The sequence below is a fragment of the Anoxybacillus andreesenii genome (assembly GCF_030813005.1).
Taxonomy (GTDB): domain Bacteria; phylum Bacillota; class Bacilli; order Bacillales; family Cytobacillaceae; genus Robertmurraya; species Robertmurraya andreesenii.
Genome location: NZ_JAUSTU010000001.1, coordinates 13933 through 33895, shown reverse-complemented (window position 1 = coordinate 33895; position 19963 = coordinate 13933). Strand labels below are relative to the sequence as shown.

At 42.4% G+C, this 19963-nt stretch carries 19 protein-coding genes; 6 read left to right on the top strand and 13 right to left on the bottom strand.

Annotated features, from left to right (window positions below):
* Window positions 1–162: 162 nt before the first annotated feature.
* Together J2S07_RS00190 and J2S07_RS00185 are read right to left on the bottom strand one after the other, a co-directional pair.
* Complete coding sequence (locus tag J2S07_RS00190) at window positions 163–1416, bottom strand: ABC transporter permease (protein WP_307148371.1); 1254 nt, start codon at window positions 1414–1416, stop codon at window positions 163–165.
* Window positions 1409–2308, bottom strand: coding sequence for an ABC transporter ATP-binding protein (locus tag J2S07_RS00185; protein ID WP_307148370.1), 900 nt, complete (start codon window positions 2306–2308; stop codon window positions 1409–1411). The genes J2S07_RS00190 and J2S07_RS00185 overlap by 8 nt, the downstream gene beginning before the upstream one ends.
* Window positions 2309–2449: 141 nt before the next feature.
* Between J2S07_RS00185 and J2S07_RS00180 the strand changes: the two genes are divergently transcribed.
* Window positions 2450–2635, top strand: coding sequence for a YhzD family protein (locus J2S07_RS00180; protein ID WP_307148369.1), 186 nt, complete (start codon window positions 2450–2452; stop codon window positions 2633–2635).
* Window positions 2636–2680: 45 nt separating this feature from the next.
* On the opposite strand, the gene J2S07_RS00175 is transcribed toward J2S07_RS00180, so the two are convergent.
* The 10 genes from J2S07_RS00175 to J2S07_RS00130 form a co-directional block, all read right to left on the bottom strand.
* Entirely contained in the window at window positions 2681–3949 is a 1269-nt protein-coding gene (locus J2S07_RS00175) for a peptidase (protein ID WP_307148368.1), read from the bottom strand.
* 16 nt (window positions 3950–3965) lie between these two features.
* Window positions 3966–4628, bottom strand: a complete 663-nt coding sequence (locus J2S07_RS00170; RefSeq protein WP_307148367.1) for a 3-oxoacid CoA-transferase subunit B — start codon at window positions 4626–4628, stop codon at window positions 3966–3968.
* Window positions 4613–5314 (bottom strand): CoA transferase subunit A, encoded by a 702-nt coding sequence (locus J2S07_RS00165; RefSeq protein ID WP_307148366.1) that lies wholly within the window; start codon window positions 5312–5314, stop codon window positions 4613–4615. Before J2S07_RS00165 ends, J2S07_RS00170 begins: the two co-directional genes overlap by 16 nt.
* Window positions 5315–5325: 11 nt before the next feature.
* Entirely contained in the window at window positions 5326–6693 is a 1368-nt protein-coding gene (locus J2S07_RS00160) for an aspartate aminotransferase family protein (protein WP_307148365.1), read from the bottom strand.
* Window positions 6694–6909: 216 nt separating this feature from the next.
* The gene (locus J2S07_RS00155; protein WP_307148364.1) at window positions 6910–7701 is read right to left on the bottom strand and encodes an enoyl-CoA hydratase; all 792 of its coding nucleotides are present in this window, start codon (window positions 7699–7701) and stop codon (window positions 6910–6912) included.
* A 176-nt stretch (window positions 7702–7877) separates the two neighbouring features.
* Entirely contained in the window at window positions 7878–9485 is a 1608-nt protein-coding gene (locus tag J2S07_RS00150; RefSeq protein WP_307148732.1) for a long-chain fatty acid--CoA ligase, read from the bottom strand.
* Window positions 9486–9612: 127 nt separating this feature from the next.
* Window positions 9613–11112 carry a coproporphyrinogen III oxidase gene (locus J2S07_RS00145; RefSeq protein ID WP_307148363.1) on the bottom strand — a complete coding sequence of 500 codons (1500 nt, stop codon included), beginning with the start codon at window positions 11110–11112 and terminating at the stop codon, window positions 9613–9615.
* 259 nt (window positions 11113–11371) lie between these two features.
* Complete coding sequence (locus J2S07_RS00140; protein ID WP_307148362.1) at window positions 11372–12238, bottom strand: Cof-type HAD-IIB family hydrolase; 867 nt, start codon at window positions 12236–12238, stop codon at window positions 11372–11374.
* 270 nt (window positions 12239–12508) lie between these two features.
* On the bottom strand, window positions 12509–12862 hold the full coding sequence (locus J2S07_RS00135) for a YlbF/YmcA family competence regulator (protein ID WP_307148361.1): 354 nt from the start codon (window positions 12860–12862) through the stop codon (window positions 12509–12511).
* Between the two features lie 125 nt (window positions 12863–12987).
* Window positions 12988–14133, bottom strand: a complete 1146-nt coding sequence (locus tag J2S07_RS00130; protein WP_307148360.1) for a DUF445 domain-containing protein — start codon at window positions 14131–14133, stop codon at window positions 12988–12990.
* Between the two features lie 151 nt (window positions 14134–14284).
* Between J2S07_RS00130 and J2S07_RS00125 the strand changes: the two genes are divergently transcribed.
* Genes J2S07_RS00125 through J2S07_RS00105 form a run of 5 tightly spaced genes read left to right on the top strand, consistent with a single transcriptional unit; the run spans window position 14285 to window position 19572 of the window.
* On the top strand, window positions 14285–15736 hold the full coding sequence (locus J2S07_RS00125) for a YheC/YheD family endospore coat-associated protein (RefSeq protein WP_307148359.1): 1452 nt from the start codon (window positions 14285–14287) through the stop codon (window positions 15734–15736).
* Window positions 15702–16799, top strand: a complete 1098-nt coding sequence (locus tag J2S07_RS00120) for a YheC/YheD family endospore coat-associated protein (protein ID WP_307148358.1) — start codon at window positions 15702–15704, stop codon at window positions 16797–16799. Before J2S07_RS00125 ends, J2S07_RS00120 begins: the two co-directional genes overlap by 35 nt.
* Window positions 16771–18141 (top strand): YheC/YheD family endospore coat-associated protein, encoded by a 1371-nt coding sequence (locus J2S07_RS00115; RefSeq protein ID WP_307148357.1) that lies wholly within the window; start codon window positions 16771–16773, stop codon window positions 18139–18141. The genes J2S07_RS00120 and J2S07_RS00115 overlap by 29 nt, the downstream gene beginning before the upstream one ends.
* Window positions 18138–19343, top strand: coding sequence for a YheC/YheD family endospore coat-associated protein (locus tag J2S07_RS00110; RefSeq protein ID WP_307148355.1), 1206 nt, complete (start codon window positions 18138–18140; stop codon window positions 19341–19343). Before J2S07_RS00115 ends, J2S07_RS00110 begins: the two co-directional genes overlap by 4 nt.
* A 19-nt stretch (window positions 19344–19362) precedes the next feature.
* Entirely contained in the window at window positions 19363–19572 is a 210-nt protein-coding gene (locus J2S07_RS00105; RefSeq protein WP_307148354.1) for a YheE family protein, read from the top strand.
* Between the two features lie 41 nt (window positions 19573–19613).
* Here the strand turns inward: J2S07_RS00105 and J2S07_RS00100 are convergent, their stop codons facing one another.
* Window positions 19614–19874: a metal-sensitive transcriptional regulator gene (locus J2S07_RS00100; RefSeq protein ID WP_307148353.1), complete on the bottom strand. Its 261-nt coding sequence runs from the start codon at window positions 19872–19874 to the stop codon at window positions 19614–19616.
* Window positions 19875–19963: the final 89 nt, after the last annotated feature.

Here is a 19963-nt window from a genome sequence, read left to right as displayed (position 1 = left end):
CTCGTGCGTCCAGCGCACAAATGTATTACTATTCTTGCTCTTCCAGGCGAAAATAATATTTATCTCTTCCCTTAAATGTTGAACAAAAATAATTCTCTCTAAGAATAACAGATACAAAACCAAAAAGCAAGCAAAGGAATTTTTTTACTGGAGCAAAATTTCTTACTTGTTTTTCGTTAACTGCAATGCCTTTTTAATATCCTTAAAAGAATTCGATTTCCCATACATGAGAACACCGCCCTTATATACTCTTGCTCCAAAGAAAGCAAGGAGAATGATCGAGACAAGTAAGATGACAATGCCTAAAATCGGTTCCCAAGTCGGGAGAGTAAGCATTCCCACACGCATAAACATAAGCATTGGGGTAAAGAACGGGATGTAGGACGTAATGGTAATAAAAGGTGTCTCCGGTTGCCCAAGCCCGAACATCGCAATCATGAAACCAGCAACTACCAATAAAGTCATCGGTGTAATCATTTGCTGGACATCCTCAATTCGGCTTACAAGGGATCCCAGGAATGCCGCAAGTGTCGCATATAGGAAATATCCTAACAGGAAGAAAATAATGGCATAAATGATGGTCGCTAGAGGTATATCCCCAAAACCAAAGAAGCTAAAAAAGTCTCCCTCCATCGAATCTATATTCTTTTTAATGGAAAAATATCCGATCCCTAAAAGGACAGCTAGTTGTGTCAAACTGAGCAAGGCAATTCCGATGATTTTGGCAAACATTTGCTTAATCGGAGATACACTCGAAATTAAGATTTCCATTACACGTGAAGACTTCTCCGTTGCAACCTCCATTGCGATCATGTTTGCATACATAATAACGGCAAAATAAATCACAAATAACAGCACATAAACAAGTCCTCTTGCCTGACTCAATTCTTCCTCTGTTTTAGCATTTTTCTCTAATGCGACTTTTTCTATTGGAACTGGTTCATAGAGCTTCGCCAGCTGCTCCTGTGTTAGATTGATTTGGCTTGCCGCTAATTGCGTTTTTATTTGCTGTAAAGCCCCGGACAATGTTGTGACGAAAGTTGAATCAGAAATACTCATCGCCTTGTAGGTTGCAACAGGAAGCTCGTTGGCATCAAAGGTAAGAATGAGTAAGCCCTTATATTTTCCGTCCTTTACCCCTTTTTCCGCTTCCTTATCACCAGCAGCAAAGGCCTCTAATGGAACGTCAGCACCAGTTACCTTTAATTGCTCCTTTAACGGCTCAAATAGAACTCCCGTTTCATCAAGGACCGCTATCTTATCGTCCCCATCTCCATCATTGAAAAAATTGATGATATTGCTCATATTAGTAAGTCCGAGAACGAGGACAACGGTTAGAATGGTCGTAATAATGAAGGACTTTGTTTTCAGCTTTGTTAAATATGTGTGAAATAAAATAATCCAGAAATTATTCATAGGATGCACCTACCTTCTCGATAAAAATGTCATTTAAAGAAGGCTCCTCAAGGACAAACTTGCGAATGAAGCCTTTCCCAACGATATCCTTTAGGAGCTTTTCTGCGACATATTCACCCTCAATTTGTAAATGAACTCCTTCTGGTGTTTGCTTAGCTTTCTTCACCCCTGGATAGTTCTTTATGTCTTCAAGATCAAAATCCGCATGAATAATGAGATTCTTTTTCCCAAATGCTCGCTTAATTTCCTTTAGCGAACCATGAACGACAGGGCTTCCTTTATGCATAATACACAAGTGCTCACACATTTCCTCAACATGCTCCATGCGGTGACTGGAAAACACAATCGTGGTCCCCTGTTCCTTTAGCTCCAGCACTGCCTCCTTAAGCAGCTCTACATTCACAGGGTCCAGACCGCTAAAGGGTTCATCCAAAATAAGTAGCTTCGGCTTATGTAATACAGCTGCAATAAATTGAATCTTCTGCTGGTTTCCCTTTGAAAGCTCTTCTACCTTTTTATCCATATACTCAGGATTTCCGAACCGAGTTAACCATTTCTCTAATTCCTCTGCCGCATCCTGCTTGTTCATTCCCCTCAATCGGGCTAAATAAATGAGCTGATCCCTTACTTTGAGCTTCGGATAAAGCCCTCTTTCCTCAGGTAGATAGCCAATAATATGGCTTGTCTCATAGTTGATCGGTTTTCCGTCCCAGGTTACTTTGCCGTCACTAGGATCAAGTAGTCCAAGAATCATTCTAAAAGTGGTCGTCTTTCCCGCTCCGTTCGCACCTAAGAATCCGAACATTTCACTCTCTGGGATCGAGAGGGATAGATCATTGACAGCGGTGAAGCTTCCAAATCGCTTTGTTACATGCTCTAACTTTAATACCATACTGCATCCTCCTCTTCCATTAGTTTATACGTAAACAAATCCAAATGGATTCATTTTCAAGATAGAATTTTTCCTCTTTGCAAATTTTCAAAAATTATGCAAAAATAATGGTATATATAAGGTAAAGGGGAATGCTTGGTTATGAAAACTTATAAATTAACGGTATTTGAACCAAACGGGGAAAAACTTGTGGATGAAGCATTTGAAGCCAAGGATGATATTGAGGCAAAGCAATTAGGGGAGAAGATGCTTTCAGAAAAAGGGGCATTAGAAAAGACTCATCGCTGCACCTCTCCAAGCGGAAAGCTGCTGCTGTTTCATCCCTAAAACGAGAAGGGCCTCCATTATTAGTGAAAATGGAGGCTCTTTTCTTTATTCGCCGTCAACACCACACCAATCCAATAGACATAGGGCAATAATTTCTGCAGTGATAAAGATTTTATCAAGCTCAATGTATTCATTTGAAAAATGAGCCATTTCCGTTACGCCGGGGCCAAAAACAATGGACGGTGTGCCCCCGACACCTGTTAAAAGGCCGCCATCCGTTCCCCATGGTGACGCTTCAATAATCGGCTCTTCATCTAATACTCTCTTATAATTGACAACAAGGGTTTTCATTAATTCATGTTCAACATCAATGGACCCTGGCAACCAGCGTGCACCGAACCACTCCACCGTGACAGGGTGCTTCTCAAACCATGGATCGACTTCCTTCAAGCCTACAAGCCAGCTTTCCAATTCTGCTTTGGCAGCATCCATTGTTTCCTCTGGAGATACGCCCATCCTTCCTTCCATCACCACCAAATCACAAACAGAGGAAGGCCAATCTCCTCCCGATATTTTGCCTAGATTAATAGGAAACGGAATCGGGATCTTCTCATACAAAGGGTCAGTCACTCTTTCATTACGTACCTTTTCCAGCTCGAGAATCGATTCTACAACTTTCATGCTCTTTTCAATCGCACTTACTCCCTCATAGCGTGTGCCACCATGTGCTGATTGCCCCTTGACATGTAATCTGAACCACATCGACCCTTGCTGCTTCGGGAATATCTTCATGTTGGTGGGCTCAGGAATAAGAGCAGCATCTGCCTGATAGCCTCTCAAAATGGTCGCAAGCGTGCCTGCCCCACCACTTTCCTCCTCTACCACACTTTGAAAAATAATATCTCCCTTTAGACGAATGTCCAATGCTTGGATCGCTTGTATGGCTAGGAGCAGTGAAACATTTCCACCCTTCATATCTGTCGTGCCACGGCCAAACATTTTTCCATCAACAATCCTTGCACTATAAGGGTCATCCTCCCATTTATCTAGGTCCCCCTCTGGTACAACATCCACATGTCCATTGAGGATGATCGAGCGACCATTTCCCGCCCCCTTTAGCACACCAACTACATTAGGGCTTCCTGAAAACTCTTTTCTTGATGATGCAAAATAAGGGTTGCCTAGAAGCTCTTTCCCGCCCGGCTCCCAAACATCCACCTCTAGGTTCATTCGCTCAAGCTCCTCTATGACTAGCTGTTGAACGTCCTTCTCATTTCCTTGGGTACTTCTAGCTCTAACAAATTGTTCTAGGAGCTGGATTCCTCGTTCACGATGTTGCTCAAGCCATTCCCGGATCTTGCCCTCTCTAGCCATTCAACACACCCCCATGTTAGTTCATGCTTTTTACATCCTCCGAAATGATTAATGCAGCGCCCGTACCTTCAACCACCTGCTGGATCGTGAACGGCTCCATTACTTCAAGAAGGACAAGACCTTCCTCCCTCACCTCTATCACCGCCCGATCCGTAATAATTAAATCCACACAGCGCCCTGCAGTTAATGGAAGGGTGCATTCCTTTAAGATTTTCGGCTCGCCGTCTTTGTTCACATGACTCATTAAAACAATGACCTTCTTTGCCTTTTCGGCAAGCTCCATGCCTCCACCGATGCCAGGCACCCGTTTTCCCGGAATTACCCAATTTGCTAGATCTCCTTTTTCACTTACCTCAAGACCTCCAAGAATCGTAATGTCTAAGTAACCACCGCGAATCATGCCAAAGGCCTGTGCACTGTCAAAGTAGGATGCTCCAGGGACAATCGTGACAGGAAAGCCCCCAGCATTGCAAAGCATGGCATCCTCCGCACCCTTTTCCGGTGACTCCCCCATTCCGAGAATGCCGTTTTCCGCATGGAACATCACATGAATATCGGACGGGAGGTGATTGGACACAAGAGAGGGAATCCCAATGCCTAGATTCACGATCATGCCATCCTTAATTTCCTTAGCCGCTCTTCTAGCAATGCGATTTCTCGTATCTACTCCCATGCCCATTTCCAGTCCACTCCTTTGCTTTTGACAACATAATCAACATAAATTCCTGGAGTAATAATACATTCTGGATCTAACTCTCCCGGCTCCACAATTTCTTCTGCCTCCGCAATGGTAATTTTCCCTGCGGTTGCTACTAATGGATTGGTGTTTCTCGCACTTTTGTCGTAGACAAGGTTTCCATAGGTATCTGCTTTTTTGGCATGAACAATGGCTACATCCGCCTGCAGGGGCGTTTCAATCAAATATTCCTTGTTCCCAATCAACACCTTTTGTTTTCCTTTTTCAATCACACTCCCTAGGCCAATATCGGAGAGAATCCCCCCAAGACCTGCGCCGCCTGCCCGAATCCGTTCAGCCAAAATTCCCTGGGGGCAAAATTCCACCTCCATTTTTTCTTCAACCATTAATTCCCCCGCAATCGGATTGGAGCCGATATGAGTCGTAATTAATTTCTTTGCCCGACCATGACTGACAATTCTTCCAATGCCGATGTCGGGAAATCCGGAATCATTTCCAATTAAGGTGAGGTTTCTAACCCCTTTTTCATAGATTCCGTTGATTAAAGTAGGAGGATTTCCAACTCCCCCAAAGCCACCGAACATTAAAACACAACCATCTTCAACAAAAGTAAGCGCTTTCTCTACCGTGATGACCTTGCTGGGTGTTTTCTTTTTTGCCTCCCTCAAATTGATCCCTCCTAACTTATCGAACCAAGTTCATCATCCATCATGAGGCCACCTTGCACTTCCTCAATCGTGTCTCTAAAAATATGAATCAATTGATCAATTTCATGTTTTTTTATCGTTAATGGAGGGGAAATGATCACGGCATCCCCATCTCCGCCTTCGATTCCTGCCGAAGCAGGATAGATGAGGAGTCCCTTATCCCTAGCTGTTGCGACAATCCTATTTGTCAAATTCACATTTTTGCTAAATGGATACTTACTAAAGAAATTAGAGACAAACTCGACCCCCGCCATCAGTCCCTTTCCTCTGACATCGCCAATAATCGGATAATTTTTCGCAAGCTTCTGTAATTCGTTAAGCAGGTATGCACCGTTTTCGGCTGCCTCTTCAACCAAATGATGCCGCTCAATATAGTCCAATACAGCAAGAGCCACAGCGGCGGACTGAGGATTGGCACTGTAAGTGTGACCGCTCATAATCACCTTGGAACCTTGTCTTATTGGCTTCATTACTTCCTCACTAACAAGGGTCGCAGCAATAGGAGTATAGCCTGCGCTCATTCCTTTCCCAAGCGCAATGATATCTGGTTTGACATCCCAGTGCTCCATCGCAAGCATTTTTCCTGTTCGACCGATTCCGGTCATCACCTCATCAGCAATAAAAAGAATTTCATAGCGTTCGCATATTTCCTTAATTCTTTCGTAGTATCCTTCCGGCGGAACAATGACAGCTCCTGCCGCCCCTATAATTGGTTCAGCGATAAAAGCGGCTATTTGATCTGCACCCAATCTCTGAATGGCCCCCTCTAGCTCTGAAGCACATTTTAACTGACAGCCTGGGAAGCTTTCAGCAAATGGACAGCGGTAGCAATATGGTGCATGGATTGTTGGCAGGTCATCGAGTAAACTGACGAAGCGCTTTCTTCTTTCTGAATGCCCCGATAGGGATAAAGCCCCCATTGTGATGCCATGATAACTAGTCCATCTCGAAATTACTTTGATTCTTGTCGGCTTACCTTGCTCCTGCCAATATTGAATAGCAATTTTCATCGCTGTTTCCGTGGCCTCTGAACCACTGTTGACAAAAAATGAGCAGTATTCTCCATCCTTTATGAATTCAATATGACTTAGCTTTTCCGCAAGCCTCTCTGCTTCCTCTGTTGTGAACTGTGAACGGTAGACAAAGGAGATTTTTTGAGCCTGCGCATGCATCGCTTCAATTATTTCAGGAACAGCGTGACCGATTCCAGCAGTTACGGCACCAGAAGATCCATCTAAATACTGTTTATCATTTTCATCATAAATGTAGATGCCCTTTCCATACTTAGCCGTTGGATAATCGTCGTCAAGCATCGGCTTAATTAAAAAGGAGCGTTTCATGCCCTTCACTTCCTCTCGCCAAAAAAGAAATTCAATATACCTTATGAGTGGGAGTTCTTACGTGTTATCGTAGCTAGCATTCTTGTTCTCTAATCTGCCTGTGCATGGGGATATATGGTCTAGTTAATTTATTGTATGAGAAAGGGCCTGAAATTTGTCCTTTAGACACTTCAGACCCGATGTTTTTTGAGGGTATATCCAAATTGCTAACTCTTCCTATTCTCCTGTGAACTGTGGCTTTCTTTTCTCTAGGAATGCTGCCACTCCTTCTTTATGATCCTTTGTTTGCCTCATTTGATATTGACCATTCTTCTCAAGCTCAAGAATCTTTAATAGTTGAGGACGATTTTTCTCAGCAAGAATTTTCTTCGTTTTAATCATCGCTTTAATCGGTTTGTTGAGCCATTCTTGGATTTTGGCTTCAAGCGCCTCTTGATAGTTCGAGGACACCTCATGAATCAGGTTCAGCTTAAGCGCTTCCTGTGCGGATAATACTTTGCCATCCCAAATTAATTGCTGGGCCTTATCGGCACCTAGTCTTTTTTCCAGGAAGAAGTGAGCCCCTCCATCTGGAATCAAACCAATTCCGATGAAATTCATCGCAAGCTTGCTGCTTTCATCAGCGAGTATGTAGTCTGTAGCAAGAGCAAGGCTGAAGCCTAGGCCTGCCGCCGCGCCCGAAATGCTACTTATCGTAAGCATTGGTAAATTATTGATCGTTACAATCAGTTCATTAATGTTATCCATAATGGTGTAGAAATCGTTTTCACTTGCTGGCTGGCTAAGCATTGTTTTAATGTCTCCACCCGAAGAAAAAGCCCTTTCATTTCCAGTGAACACAACGATATCAATTTCATCAGAATTACTAATTTCTTTGAGCGTATAGAGTAATTCCCTCACCATTTCTGCATTAATCGAATTCAAGCTTTCTGGACGATTCAATTGAATCGTTGCCACTCGACCATCTATGCTGACCTTTACCGTATTTGTGAGAAATTCAGTTGTCATGGTCCTTCCCCTCCTTTAAATATTCACCTTCATTATAAAGGATTTGCCAAAATAAATAAGCACTTTTTTAAATATTTTAAAAATTATCATCAATCCTGGAATGGAATAGTCGGCTGGCAACCAACCGACTATTTATTAGGAGAAGGTTAGAATGATATTCACCTTCCGTGTTTAAGTTATTGTTGGATTTGCTCCTGCACTTGATCACGCAGTGCCCGCTTTAAAAACTTTCCAACGGAGGTTTTTGGAATTTCGTCCATGAAAAGAATGTCATCTGGCAGCCACCATTTCGCAAACTGTGGCTTAAGGAACTCGATCAGTTCTTCCTTTGTAGCCTGTGCGTTCTCCTTCAGAACGACGCAGGCAATCGGGCGTTCCTGCCACTGTTCATGCGGAACAGCAATGACCGCTGCCTCAAAGATTGCCTCATGAGCCATCAGGGCATTTTCAAGGTCAACGGAGGAAATCCACTCTCCCCCACTCTTGATTAAATCCTTCGTGCGGTCGACAATCTTCATGAACCCTTCCTCATCAACAGTTACGACGTCACCGGTGTAGAGCCAGCCGTCTCTGAAAGCATCGGCCGTTCGCTCATCCTTGTAATACTCCGAGGCAATCCACGGTCCACGAATAGCTAGTTCTCCCATTTCCTTGCCGTCCCAAGCAACTTCTCCATCCTTGCCGACGACCTTCATTTCTAGACCAGGTACAAGGACACCCTGCTTTGCTTTATATTCAAGCTTTTCTTCATCAGAAAGCTCTTCCTGGTAGCTCTTTAAATTTGAGATGACGACAAGAGGACTTGTTTCAGTCATCCCGTATGCATGGATGAATGGAATTTTATATTTTTGCTCAAAAGCTTTGATCATGCTCTTTGGAGCGGCAGAGCCCCCGCAAAGAATATAGCGCAGGCTGCTTAAGTCATACTCATTTGCTTCTAGTTCCTTTAGAAGTCCCAGCCAAATAGTAGGCACTCCAGCTGTCATGGTTACCTTTTCCTGTTCAATGAGCTCGGCCAAGATCTTAGGAGTGAAATAAGCTCCAGGCATCACGAGCGTTGTCCCAAACCAGACACCTGCAAATGGAAGCCCCCATGCATTAACATGGAACATCGGAACAACTGGGAGAGCAATATCCTTTTCACTTACACCGGCGCTGTCGACCATTCCAAGTGCCATGCTATGAAGAACGGTGCTTCGATGGGTATAGACCACACCCTTTGGATTGCCAGTAGTTGCCGATGTATAGCACATTCCAGCTGGAGCATTTTCATCAATATCATCTGGGTATTCATAGTCATTGCTTCCCTTTGAGATGAGCTCTTCATAGTGGTAGACAGGGGATAGCGTTGTTTCTGGTAGTTCATCCTCATCTGTCATGATGACAAATGCTTTTACAGTTGGTATATGATCCTTGATGGCTTCGATAAGTGGTAGAATATCTGAATCAATGAGTAGAACCTTGTCTTCGGCGTGATTAATAATGTAGGAGATATGCTGAGGTGCGAGACGAATGTTGATTGTATGTAGGACGGCCCCACTACAAGGAATGGCAAAATAAGCTTCGAGGTGACGATGAGTGTTCCAGGCTAGCGTTCCAACCCTGTCCCCTCTTTCAACACCAAGCTTCTGCAAGCTATCTGCAAGTCTTCTTGTTCTCTCGGCGATTTCTTTATAGGTGAATCTTTTGATCCCTTTCGTTGTCCGTGAGATGACTTGCTTTTTCGGAAAAAACTTCTCTGCTCTCTTAATCATTTGTGTCATCGTTAATGGTGTTTGCATCATCATTCTTACATCCCCCTTCAAAATAATGAACAGTAATAGCGCTTTCATAAGCACATATCATTAGTTCTACATGATAGTATAAAAACCCTTTTAAAATATTTCAAAATCAGCAAAAAAAGAACCCTACTCAACGAGTAAGGGCTCTGTCTTGATTAAAGATCTCTGTTAAAATAGCGAGCTTTTTATCGGTGTATTCCTTAAAGCTATCGTTATAGGCTTTCGGCTCCTTTGGATTGGCGAAATGAGTAATTTTACCGTCGTAATCAATGAATTTACTTGCGGCCCCGCAGCCGAGGCCAATGATCGTCTGCTGTTCCTCCATGATCATGATGTTATAGATACTTTCTTGATTTGGCAGGGAATAACCAACGTTTTCGAGGTTTCCCAAAATATTCTTTTGCCTATATAGGTAGTACGGAAAATAATGATGCTCTCTCGTCCATTTTTCCCCGAGATTCATCATTTCTACAATTTCATCTCTGCTGGCGACCTTATATTTCTGTTTATTCCTCGTCATTTCTGAAGCCCTTTTAAAGCTTAACGTATGGATCGTTAACGATTCCGGCATGAGCTTCTCGGTTTCATCAAGTGAATGCTGGAATTCAGCAACACCTTCACCAGGCAAACCGATAATGAGGTCCATATTGATGTTGTTCATGCCCAGGTTTCTGGCAAGATGGAATTTTTCAATTGTTTCATCGACTGTGTGATGGCGACCGATTGCCTTAAGCGTCTCCTGCGTATAGGATTGCGGATTGACACTGATACGGTCGATATTCCACTTTTTCAACACTTCAAGCTTTTCAGGGGTGATCGTGTCCGGTCTTCCTGCCTCTACAGTGATCTCGCGAATCTTCTCGACATTTTGAAACGATGTAACCATCTCTTCATAGAGCATGTCCATCTCTTCAGCTGTGATGCTTGTTGGGGTCCCTCCGCCATAATAAACCGTTGTAATATTGATATTATTTTCCTTCAGCCACTCACCAATTTTTCTCATTTCATGATGAAGTCCGCCAAGAAAGGAGTCTACTGAACCCTGTCTTCCGTTAATAGCATAGGCTGGGAAGGTGCAATAAGCACATTTCGTCGGACAAAAAGGAATGCCGATATAAATACTAACCTCTTTTCGCAAGTCATAAAGGTCCGGAACAACGGCAAGCTGTCGATCAACAATCTCCTGCATGAGCTGGATTTTTTCATCGGTAATCAAATATTCTGCCTTTAGTTTTGCGTGTGCCTCCGCTTTAGAAAGACCTGATTGGAGAAACTTATGCAACAGCTTCGTTGGCCGTACCCCAGTAAGAATCCCCCATTTTTGAACCATGCCCGTATATTCCTGGAGCACAGAAAGATAAGCATGGGAGACTGAATTCTTGATGACTTTGAATTGTTCCTTTTCAGAAGCGGCCTCAGGCAATTCTTTTTCAAAATAAGCCTCTTTATCTTGTAAAATGGCCTTCACGATGACATTGTTGGCTACTTTTAGCTGGAAATCAATGGTGATATCTGGATTTTGAGGCCCATCCTCAAGTGAAATCGTCGTTTCCTCAAAAAATAAGTTTGCGATCAGCTGAAGTGGCCGTGAGAAACGGTCATCCTTCAGTCCATTTATGTGAATATGCAAGCGAACATCTACTCCCTAATTCAAACTTAGCTGATTTATTTACGGCAAATACGAGATATTTGCGTAAATTTCATTATATTTGCGGTAATTTAGTTATATTTGCGAAAAACCAATTATATTTGCGGAAATTTGATTGTATTTGCGGAAAACCAATTTTATTTGCGAAACGCATTTTTGGCTGTCACAAACCTAGTGTACAGAGTCTTCACGACAAGGTCAATCGAACAACACGAAAAAGCAGGCAACAGCCTGCTTCCACTCATCGAATGATATTCATTTTTTTCAGAAACTCTATAGGCTGCTGCTTGCGGAAATGCTCCTTTACCATATAGCTTACTCCATTTTCTTGATTAGAGCGGGTAATCCAATCTGCGGCCTGCTTCAGCTGGGCAGGCGCATTGCCCATGGCCACCCCGAGTCCTACTGCTTCAATCATTTCTAGATCATCCATCGCATCTCCGATGGCAACCATCTCACTTCGTTTAATGCCTAGCTGCTGCCCCAAATAGAGAAGCCCTGTGAGCTTTGAGACTGAATGAGGGACGATCTCCAGACGATAATCATTGAGACGGAACGTGTCAACCTCGGAGAACATTCCTTCAATCGCTTTCTCAGCATCTTCCAGATCGCCTTTTTCTTCAAAGTAGACTTCAATTTTTGGTGGTGCACTTGGATCATCCATAATCGTATCACTGATGGACTCAACAAACTGATGTGGATAAAAAAGTGGATCCCCTGAATTGACAACGGTTTTTGCCATTAAATTATTGTTTATCTTGAGCTTATTGGCTAGTGAGTATTTTTCATGAACAAGTCTAATTTGACATTGAAAGCCCTCTAACAATCTTACAATTTCAAAGGTAATATCCTCAGAAATTCTTTTTTCGAGAATCGGTTTATCTAATTCCTTCGCAATATAGCCACCGTTATGGGTAATAAGAATGGAATCCAGCTTTAATGCCTTGGCAACCTTTTTTGCCGATGGAAAGCTTCTTGAGGTTACAAGTGTAACATAGATCCCTTTGTCCCTTACATATTCGACCGCTTCCCTTGTCGATTTATGGAGCCTGCCGTTTGCTTGCAGCAGTGTTCCATCAATATTCAAAGCTAGTAGCCTATAGATCACCCTGTTTGCCCCCTATTCCATGATGTAGATTTAAGATTTAGCTACGCCATCTAATCTACTTTTATGTGAGAAAAGAGGGAAATAGAACAAGCAAGTTTCACATCTTAAAAACTAGTTTAAAAACCGCTTCACCTTTGATAAAATCGGTAGCATACCTTCTCTTCGTTGTTGCTCCAAAAGGCAGGAGCAAAGACTCGTTCAGGCATACCACCGATGTTTAAGATTTCCCATAGAAAAAGGAACCACTCAAATGTGATCCCCTTTCATCTGTTATTCAGCTGCAACGCCATACAGCTCTTCTAATGGCTTCATAATGATCATATTTAATTCATTAATGATCATGCTCATGCGTTGCTCAGCCTCCATTAGGCGTCCAATCATATCGTGCTGCTGGACAAGGGCAACTGTCTTTTGGGCATGCTCCACTTCCTCTTGGGTAATATCCTCACCCATCATTTGCTTTTGCTGCAGCTGCATTTGAATGTTGCGGAAATTCTCGAACATCCTTCTTGCCGATTCATCCCTATTTACTGCGTCATACATCTGCTTCAACTGATGATATTCATTACTATTTCTTATTGATCTTTCTAGTTCATAGGCTGCATCATGTAAATTCACGGCCACTATTGATTCACTCCTTTTTTCGTCTCACGCATTCATGATGCGATGAGAAATCCATATCACTATAACAAACTATGAAGCAAATTGCACATCGTGCGTCAATAAAATGATAAATGCACCTTTTGCTCTTAACCCATCACCAAAACAAAGATCCCCTGCAGCAGTCCTATGGAGCCACCGAGCAGTGCACCTAAATAGGTGATCATCTTTAATTCTCGACTCGTAATAAGCAGAACCATTTCCTCGATTCTTTCTACCGAAAAGGTCTCAACCTGTTCACGTACAACATCGGCTAAATGCAATCTTTCCATTAAATCCTCAATTCTTCCAGCAAGCCAACTTCCGAACAGCTGAACAACCTGAGGCGCCATCTGCTCGACCAAACGCTCTCGATAGGATGATGCTAACGTGGAGATTGGTGTAGAAAGAACTTGGTCCATGCGAATAATTTTGCCCACGACCTTCTTGGCAGTCTGAAGAAGCTGTTCTCGACCAAATTGCTCCTCTAGCTGCTCGGCCTGCCAGTCAAGAATCTTCTCCCATTCTTTTCGTAACAGCGTGGCCACCAAATCCTTCGTTCCTTCATTGCTAAGAAACTTAATCAGTTCCTTTTGGATCATTCCCGTAAGATTAACATTCCCGAGAACCATTTGCAGCATATTACCAAGCATGCCACTCCGTCCTTTTACGAAATCGTCGACCATTCGCTCAATCCGAAACTCTCCTTCTATGCTATTAAAATAATCCACCCCTTTTTGAAGGATGTACCCACTGATTTCTGGGATTTTCGAGTCTAGCTTCTCGATTAACTCGACAGACAGGATCGTCTTTATCGGCTGGTGACGATACTTCTCCATTAACTGATCGTATTTTCTTTCTAAAAAGGAGTCCATTTCCCCTTCGATCTGTTGCCGACCATCTTGAAAACCTAACCTCTCTAATACTTCACTAATGCTTTCTTCACTGCTTAGAAGCTTATCTAGCTCCCTTTGAGCGAGTTTTGTCATTTCCTTCTGAAAAGTATCATTCATAAACTTCTTTTGAATGCTCTCTGGCGTTAATAAGTGATTTACAACCATGATCCCCAGCTGGCTAGCCAGCTCATCTCTTCGTTTCGGAATAATTCCCGGTGTAAAAGGGAGCCTCCATTTCCCTATATAGACTGGATGATAGGGGCGAAATAACATCTTAATGGCTAAATGGTTCGTAAACCCTCCAATCACCGCCCCAATTACAATCATAAATAAAATGGTTCCTAAAGTTTCCATATCCATCTACCTTCCATCCTCATATCAAGACCGACCTAACAAGATAGGCACATACCATTAATTAATTTCATACGATACTCATATCAGCTTAGACCTCGTATGTCTACCACCTGCTATTATATATGGACATACAAGGGCGAGCAAATGAGGAATGCCAATGACATCAACAACTTATCTTTCTATTACGATTCAACCGATAAAAATGTTTCAGGAACATCCATCATGCATTTATATCAGCAGCTCCCTTCTTAGCTACTGGGGGATCCGTAATTCGGAGCAGATCATCCTATGTATTGGCACTACCATGCAGCCTGTCATGATCATGAAGAAGGAAATTGAGAAGGACCACCTGCTATTGGATGAGGAAATCATGGCAAGGCTTCCACTGCCAATGAAGAAAATCCGGTTCTTATGTCAATTTGATCAAGAAAATAAAACCCTTTATATCGGTCCTATTATTGCAGTAGCTACAGAGGTTTATGTGCAGGAGGATGGACTGCCTAGCTTTCGTTCCATCCATTCATTTTGCGAGGAGTTGCACTATTTTTCCGAGAGTAAAGGCGGATTTTTTTTCGTCTTTCATCCAAAGGACTTCACAGAAGATAAAATTATCGGCTGGCATTACGAGGAGGATGGCTGGAGAAAAGCCACGCTCACTCTCCCAAATGTCATCTACAATCGAGTTCATTCCCGAAAAATAGAGGCGAGCCTTTTTTTTGACAACTTCAAACAAAAAATTTCAGCCAAGAAGATCCCGCTGTTTAATGACCGCTTCCTAACCAAGTGGGACGTTCACAATATTCTACATGCCGAAGAACATTTGCAGCCATATCTTCCGAAAACGGACCTTTATAGCAAGGAAAGCCTGTCTTCATTACTTGATAAATATTCATCGGTCTATCTCAAACCAATAAATGGCAGTCAAGGACGTAATATCTACAGAGTATCGACGAATGAGCATGTGATCGTTGAATCATCATCCATTCGTGAAAAAAATAAAGAATTCCTCCACCTTCATGACTTTCATGATTGGTTTCATTCCCGTTCCAAACAATACATCTTTATAATTCAACAGACGATTCCTCTCATTACCTATCAGGATAGACAGCTTGATTTCCGTATTCTTTGTCATAAAAACCATCAACACCAATGGCGAATAACTTCGATTGTTTCGCGCATCTCTGCGGTTCATCAGTTTGTATCTAATCTTGCAAGGGGAGGAGATTTGTTTAAGCCCGAAAAGGCCCTTATGGAACATTTCGATCCTCAAACGCTCCAAGCGCAGCTCGCCTTGATGAAAGAACTCTCTTTGGAGGTAGCCCATGTTATCAGCCAAGCCTCGGATGGATATGTGGGAGAACTAGGAATAGATATGGGAATCGACTCGAGCGGCAATCCGTGGTTGATCGAGGTGAATTCAAAGCCTTCAAAAAATACCGAAGAACAGAAACAAAACATAAGACCCTCTACAAAAGCTATCTATGAATACGCCCATACACTTGCTTTTCAGCATTTAAGAGAAACGGTTATTGGAGAAAAGTATCTAAAGGAAAATCTAGAGCGGGGGAAAAACGATGCTTACACTAGGGTTCATGACCTTGAATCTTAAAACAGAGGCAGGCTATTTTACAGAAATAGCCCGTCGAGCAAAAGAACACGAAATCATTTGTTATCGTTTCATTCCATCAAAGTTCAGTCCACTGACAGAACAAATTGAAGGAGAAAGGTTTGATCCTGACAAAGATGCCTGGGTCGAAGAGCAATTTCTCATTCCAAGCATTCTTTATGATCGCTGCTTTTACGGACATGATTTGCACTCGCGGCAATGTAAAGGCATAGTCAATTGGTTTAAGACAAAGGATAAGATTCAATTTCTTGGCTTTGGTCTTCCAAATAAGCTGATGCTTTATGAGGCGCTTACTAAATCAAAGCTCGCTCCATATATCCCAAGAACCATTCAGGCTCGTTCATCTGAACAGGTTTACCAGCTCTTGCAGGACAAAAGAAGGATCATTTTAAAGCCTACGGATGGTTCAGGGGGGAGTGGAATTTATTCCATCGAGCTGTACAATAAAGAATTCATCGTCAAAACGGATAAAATGACCCATCAGGTTTCCCGTACCTTTAAGTCAAAATCGACCCTGTTATCCTGGCTCGATCGAATTCTCTCGAAAGCGGATTACATGCTTCAACCCTTTTTGTCCCTGCAAAATGAAAGAAATCAACCCTTTGACATTCGAGCATTGCTACAAAAGGATCAATTCGGTCATTGGAGCATGATTGGTAAAGGGATTCGCCAGGGCAAAGAGGGTGGCATTGTTTCAAATCTCAATTATGGGGGAATAGCAATCAATTTTGAAGAATGGTTAGCCAACCTAGATGAACGAAAAAGAAGGTTTATCATAGAAGAAATTGATGATATTTTAACAAGCTTACCCACCATTCTAGAAACCCAGTTTCCTCCTTTATTTGAGCTTGGCGTCGACATTGGTATTGCCAAGGACTTATCGATTTGGATCCTCGATGTTAATTCAAAGCCCGGTCGCAAGGTATTGCTTGAAACCAAGCCGGAGCTGAAGGATTTTTTATATGAAAGCCCCCTTCTCTACGCAAAGTTTCTGCAGGAAAGGAGACCAGAACCTTATGAAAGAGAAAGAGTTATTTCAGATTGAAATCATAGAAAAGTATGACAAAACTGTCCTTTATCCACCAACCCTGCAGCTAGAAAAAATGGAAAATGTGGCATTTGGGAGTTTTTCCTCCTCGGCATCCTTTTATCCTCACCCAAATGACAAGAAGACGATTGCAATTAGTCGTGACTTAGCTACTCAATTAAGGCTCCCCTCTCGGCCTGGCCCATTGCATATTTTTTCTAATAATGAAACGTTATATCTAGGCCCGCTGATTGGCATATTTACATCAGGCTTTACCCCATTTCCGATAAGACCCATTGGAGAGCGATCTTTATTTTTTTCAAAGCTTCTTTCTGTAGAGAAATCTGTTGGGGCCTTTGCCTTTATCTTTGGTGAGGAGCATATCAATTGGGAGGATGGCACGATTCAAGGGCTGTTTTATCATGAAAATGGATGGCAATCACTCCAAGTACCCTTTCCAAATGTTATTTACGATCGCCTCCCTAATCGACGTAGCGAAAAGAGAGCGCAAATTTCAAAGATAAAGGAACGTTTGCAAAAGGAGTATCTCATCCCTTGGTATAATCCAGGATTTTTTAACAAAATGGATGTTTATGAAAAATTGCTACAGGAGGAATCAAGTGCCAAATATTTGCCTGAAACCCATCCTTTCATCTCCTTTTCCTTAGTGGAAAGAATGCTTGCTGATTATGGCCATGTTTTTGTCAAGCCGATTAACGGCAGTCTTGGACTAGGAATCCATCAGATTATATATGACCGTAAAAACGATGCTTATTATTGCCGCTATCGTGAAAAAAGTGGCAGCAATCGCTTAAGAAGGTACGAGTCGCTAGAAGGATTATTTAAGCATTTGTTTCGAAATCGCAATTTAACTCATATGCTTGTCCAGCAAGGGATTCACTCCCTCCGCATCGATAAGCGGACCGTTGATTTCCGCATTCATACGAATAAGGACAAGGAGGGCCATTGGCAGGTGACAGCCATGGCGGCTAAAATAGCTGGGCTTGGGAGCGTGACCACTCACGTAAATAATGGCGGAACGATCAAGACACTGGAGGAAATATTTTTAACAAAGGAAGAAAAAGATGAGGCGGTACGAAAGCTAACGGAGGCTTGCCTTACCCTTAGCTCCTCATTAGAACGGCAAATTGAAGGGGAAATCGGGGAAATTGGCTTTGATATGGGCATCGATCGGGACGGCAAAGTATGGCTCTATGAAGCAAATTCTAAGCCTGGCCGATCTATTTTTAAGCATCCCCAATTAAAGCTCTTTGACCTTCTCACAAGAAAGCTGTCATTAGCCTATTCCGTATACCTAACAGAGAAAGCGATTACGAATCCAGGGGATATTTTCAAATGATTATCTACTATGATACAAAGGAAAAGCTATGGTTCCATACAGATGGTGAGGCGCATTATACTCTCGGAGTAGAGGAAACACCCATTCCATACAGGAGGGAGCTTTCTCCTTCCTCCATCCCTTTTCATGTTTCCTGCCGCCAACATCGAAATCTTGGTCCTCTCATCACGATCCTCGGTGGGCAGGCTCAACAGCAATCTGTCATAGGAAATGTCGCCCTATTCAAGCAGCTCCAGCAAAGGGTCCATGATAATGGTGGAATCGCAGTGGTGACTACCGCTGAACTCATTCGTGAGACACGAGTAGACGGTTATCTATTCGTTCCCAGAGAGAATCAGTGGATCGAAGTACAAATACCTTATCCTCATATTGTCTTTAATCGTGTCCCTTTTCGCAAGCAAGAGCAGTCAAAACCCTTTCAAGCAGCCATCGAGGCCTTCAAAAAGAGAGGGTCCCTTATTTTTAACCCTTCCTTCCTCAATAAATATGAGCTTTATTTAATGTTCAAGGACCATCCAACTCTAGGGCCTTATTTCCCAGAAACGATTAATATTACTGAAATGTCCAACCTAAGAGAATTTCTTGGTGAACATCAGCATATTTATGTCAAACCATCCTGCTCCTCCAAAGGGCAAGGAATCTTCCGGCTTTTACAGATGGAGAATGGAATCATCACCTATCAGAATAGGAAAGAAATGATTCTATTTCATGATTTCGAGCAATTTTGGCAAGAGTACGCTACACTTTTTCAGAATAGAGAGTATATTGCCCAAAAGGGAATTTCTCCGCTTCTTTACCATGGAAAACGGTATGACTTTCGTATTTTATCCCATTATGATGGAAGCACGTATACAGTGACAGGAATTGGCATTAGACAGTCAGGTGAGCAGAGCTTAACGACCCACATTCCAAACGGTGGAAAACTACTCTCCTTTGAGGAAGTATACCGGAAAAAGGATGAGCTTTTTATTCAGGAACTCGTTCATCTTTGCGGAGAGCAGTTGGCTGAAAAAGTTGGGTTCTTCGGAGAGTTTTCGATCGATGCTGGATTAACAGAAGATGAACAATATGTCATCTATGAAATTAATTCGAAACCCATGAGCTTTGATGAAAAGGAAATCGAAGAAGAAAGAGTACAAAGACTAGTCGCATTATTCGAGCATCTTTTTGTATGTCTTTCTCCCCCCAACGATGTACAATAGTACAAGGGGGGGGAACGGGATGATCACACATTTTCAGTACAAGCCGCTATACGAAAACAAAGAAATGCCTGGCTGGCGATTTTCCTTTTATTATAAAAAACAAAAAATAACCGGCATTTATCATCCGGATGGACAAATTGAATGGACATCTGAAAGCAAGCCAACCGATGAAGAGACTCTAATAAAACAGATTCATGAAATAATGCTGTTTCATGTATATGATAAGTAGTGCCAATAAAAATGAAGCTGACTCAAAACGTCAGCTTCCTTTCATCTACTTTTGATCATCATGTTGACTGCCTCTTGTATGGCGTCCTCTGCATCTCTACCTTCTTCTTTTGCTTCTAATATACAGGATTCAAGATTCTTTGCGACGATGTAGCCAATCGCCCGATCCGTTGCTGAGCGTACTGCCGATAATTGAGAAACCACTTCCTTACAGTGTTTTTCCTCTTCTATCATCCGAATGACGCCACGAACCTGGCCTTCTAGTCTCTTCAAACGATTCATCAATTCTTTTGAGTACTGCAATCCATTCACCTCGTTCCAAATTACCCCCTAATGTATATTATAGCTTAATTCTGTATTTACGTGAAATCTTAACTAGAACTTTATTAAAA

What these genes read in the sequence shown, in the direction of transcription:
- J2S07_RS00180 (WP_307148369.1), top strand. Translation starts at nt 2,450, where the DNA reads ATGAAAACTTATAAATTAACGGTATTTGAACCAAACGGGGAAAAACTT.
- J2S07_RS00150 (WP_307148732.1), bottom strand. Translation starts at nt 9,485, where the DNA reads ATGATGCAAACACCATTAACGATGACACAAATGATTAAGAGAGCAGAG.
- J2S07_RS00120 (WP_307148358.1), top strand. Translation starts at nt 15,702, where the DNA reads ATGCTTACACTAGGGTTCATGACCTTGAATCTTAAAACAGAGGCAGGC.
- J2S07_RS00105 (WP_307148354.1), top strand. Translation starts at nt 19,363, where the DNA reads ATGATCACACATTTTCAGTACAAGCCGCTATACGAAAACAAAGAAATG.
- J2S07_RS00160 (WP_307148365.1), bottom strand. Translation starts at nt 6,693, where the DNA reads ATGAAACGCTCCTTTTTAATTAAGCCGATGCTTGACGACGATTATCCA.
- J2S07_RS00175 (WP_307148368.1), bottom strand. Translation starts at nt 3,949, where the DNA reads ATGGCTAGAGAGGGCAAGATCCGGGAATGGCTTGAGCAACATCGTGAA.
- J2S07_RS00110 (WP_307148355.1), top strand. Translation starts at nt 18,138, where the DNA reads ATGATTATCTACTATGATACAAAGGAAAAGCTATGGTTCCATACAGAT.
- J2S07_RS00185 (WP_307148370.1), bottom strand. Translation starts at nt 2,308, where the DNA reads ATGGTATTAAAGTTAGAGCATGTAACAAAGCGATTTGGAAGCTTCACC.
- J2S07_RS00190 (WP_307148371.1), bottom strand. Translation starts at nt 1,416, where the DNA reads ATGAATAATTTCTGGATTATTTTATTTCACACATATTTAACAAAGCTG.
- J2S07_RS00130 (WP_307148360.1), bottom strand. Translation starts at nt 14,133, where the DNA reads ATGGATATGGAAACTTTAGGAACCATTTTATTTATGATTGTAATTGGG.
- J2S07_RS00115 (WP_307148357.1), top strand. Translation starts at nt 16,771, where the DNA reads ATGAAAGAGAAAGAGTTATTTCAGATTGAAATCATAGAAAAGTATGAC.
- J2S07_RS00170 (WP_307148367.1), bottom strand. Translation starts at nt 4,628, where the DNA reads ATGGGCATGGGAGTAGATACGAGAAATCGCATTGCTAGAAGAGCGGCT.
- J2S07_RS00125 (WP_307148359.1), top strand. Translation starts at nt 14,285, where the DNA reads ATGACATCAACAACTTATCTTTCTATTACGATTCAACCGATAAAAATG.
- J2S07_RS00155 (WP_307148364.1), bottom strand. Translation starts at nt 7,701, where the DNA reads ATGACAACTGAATTTCTCACAAATACGGTAAAGGTCAGCATAGATGGT.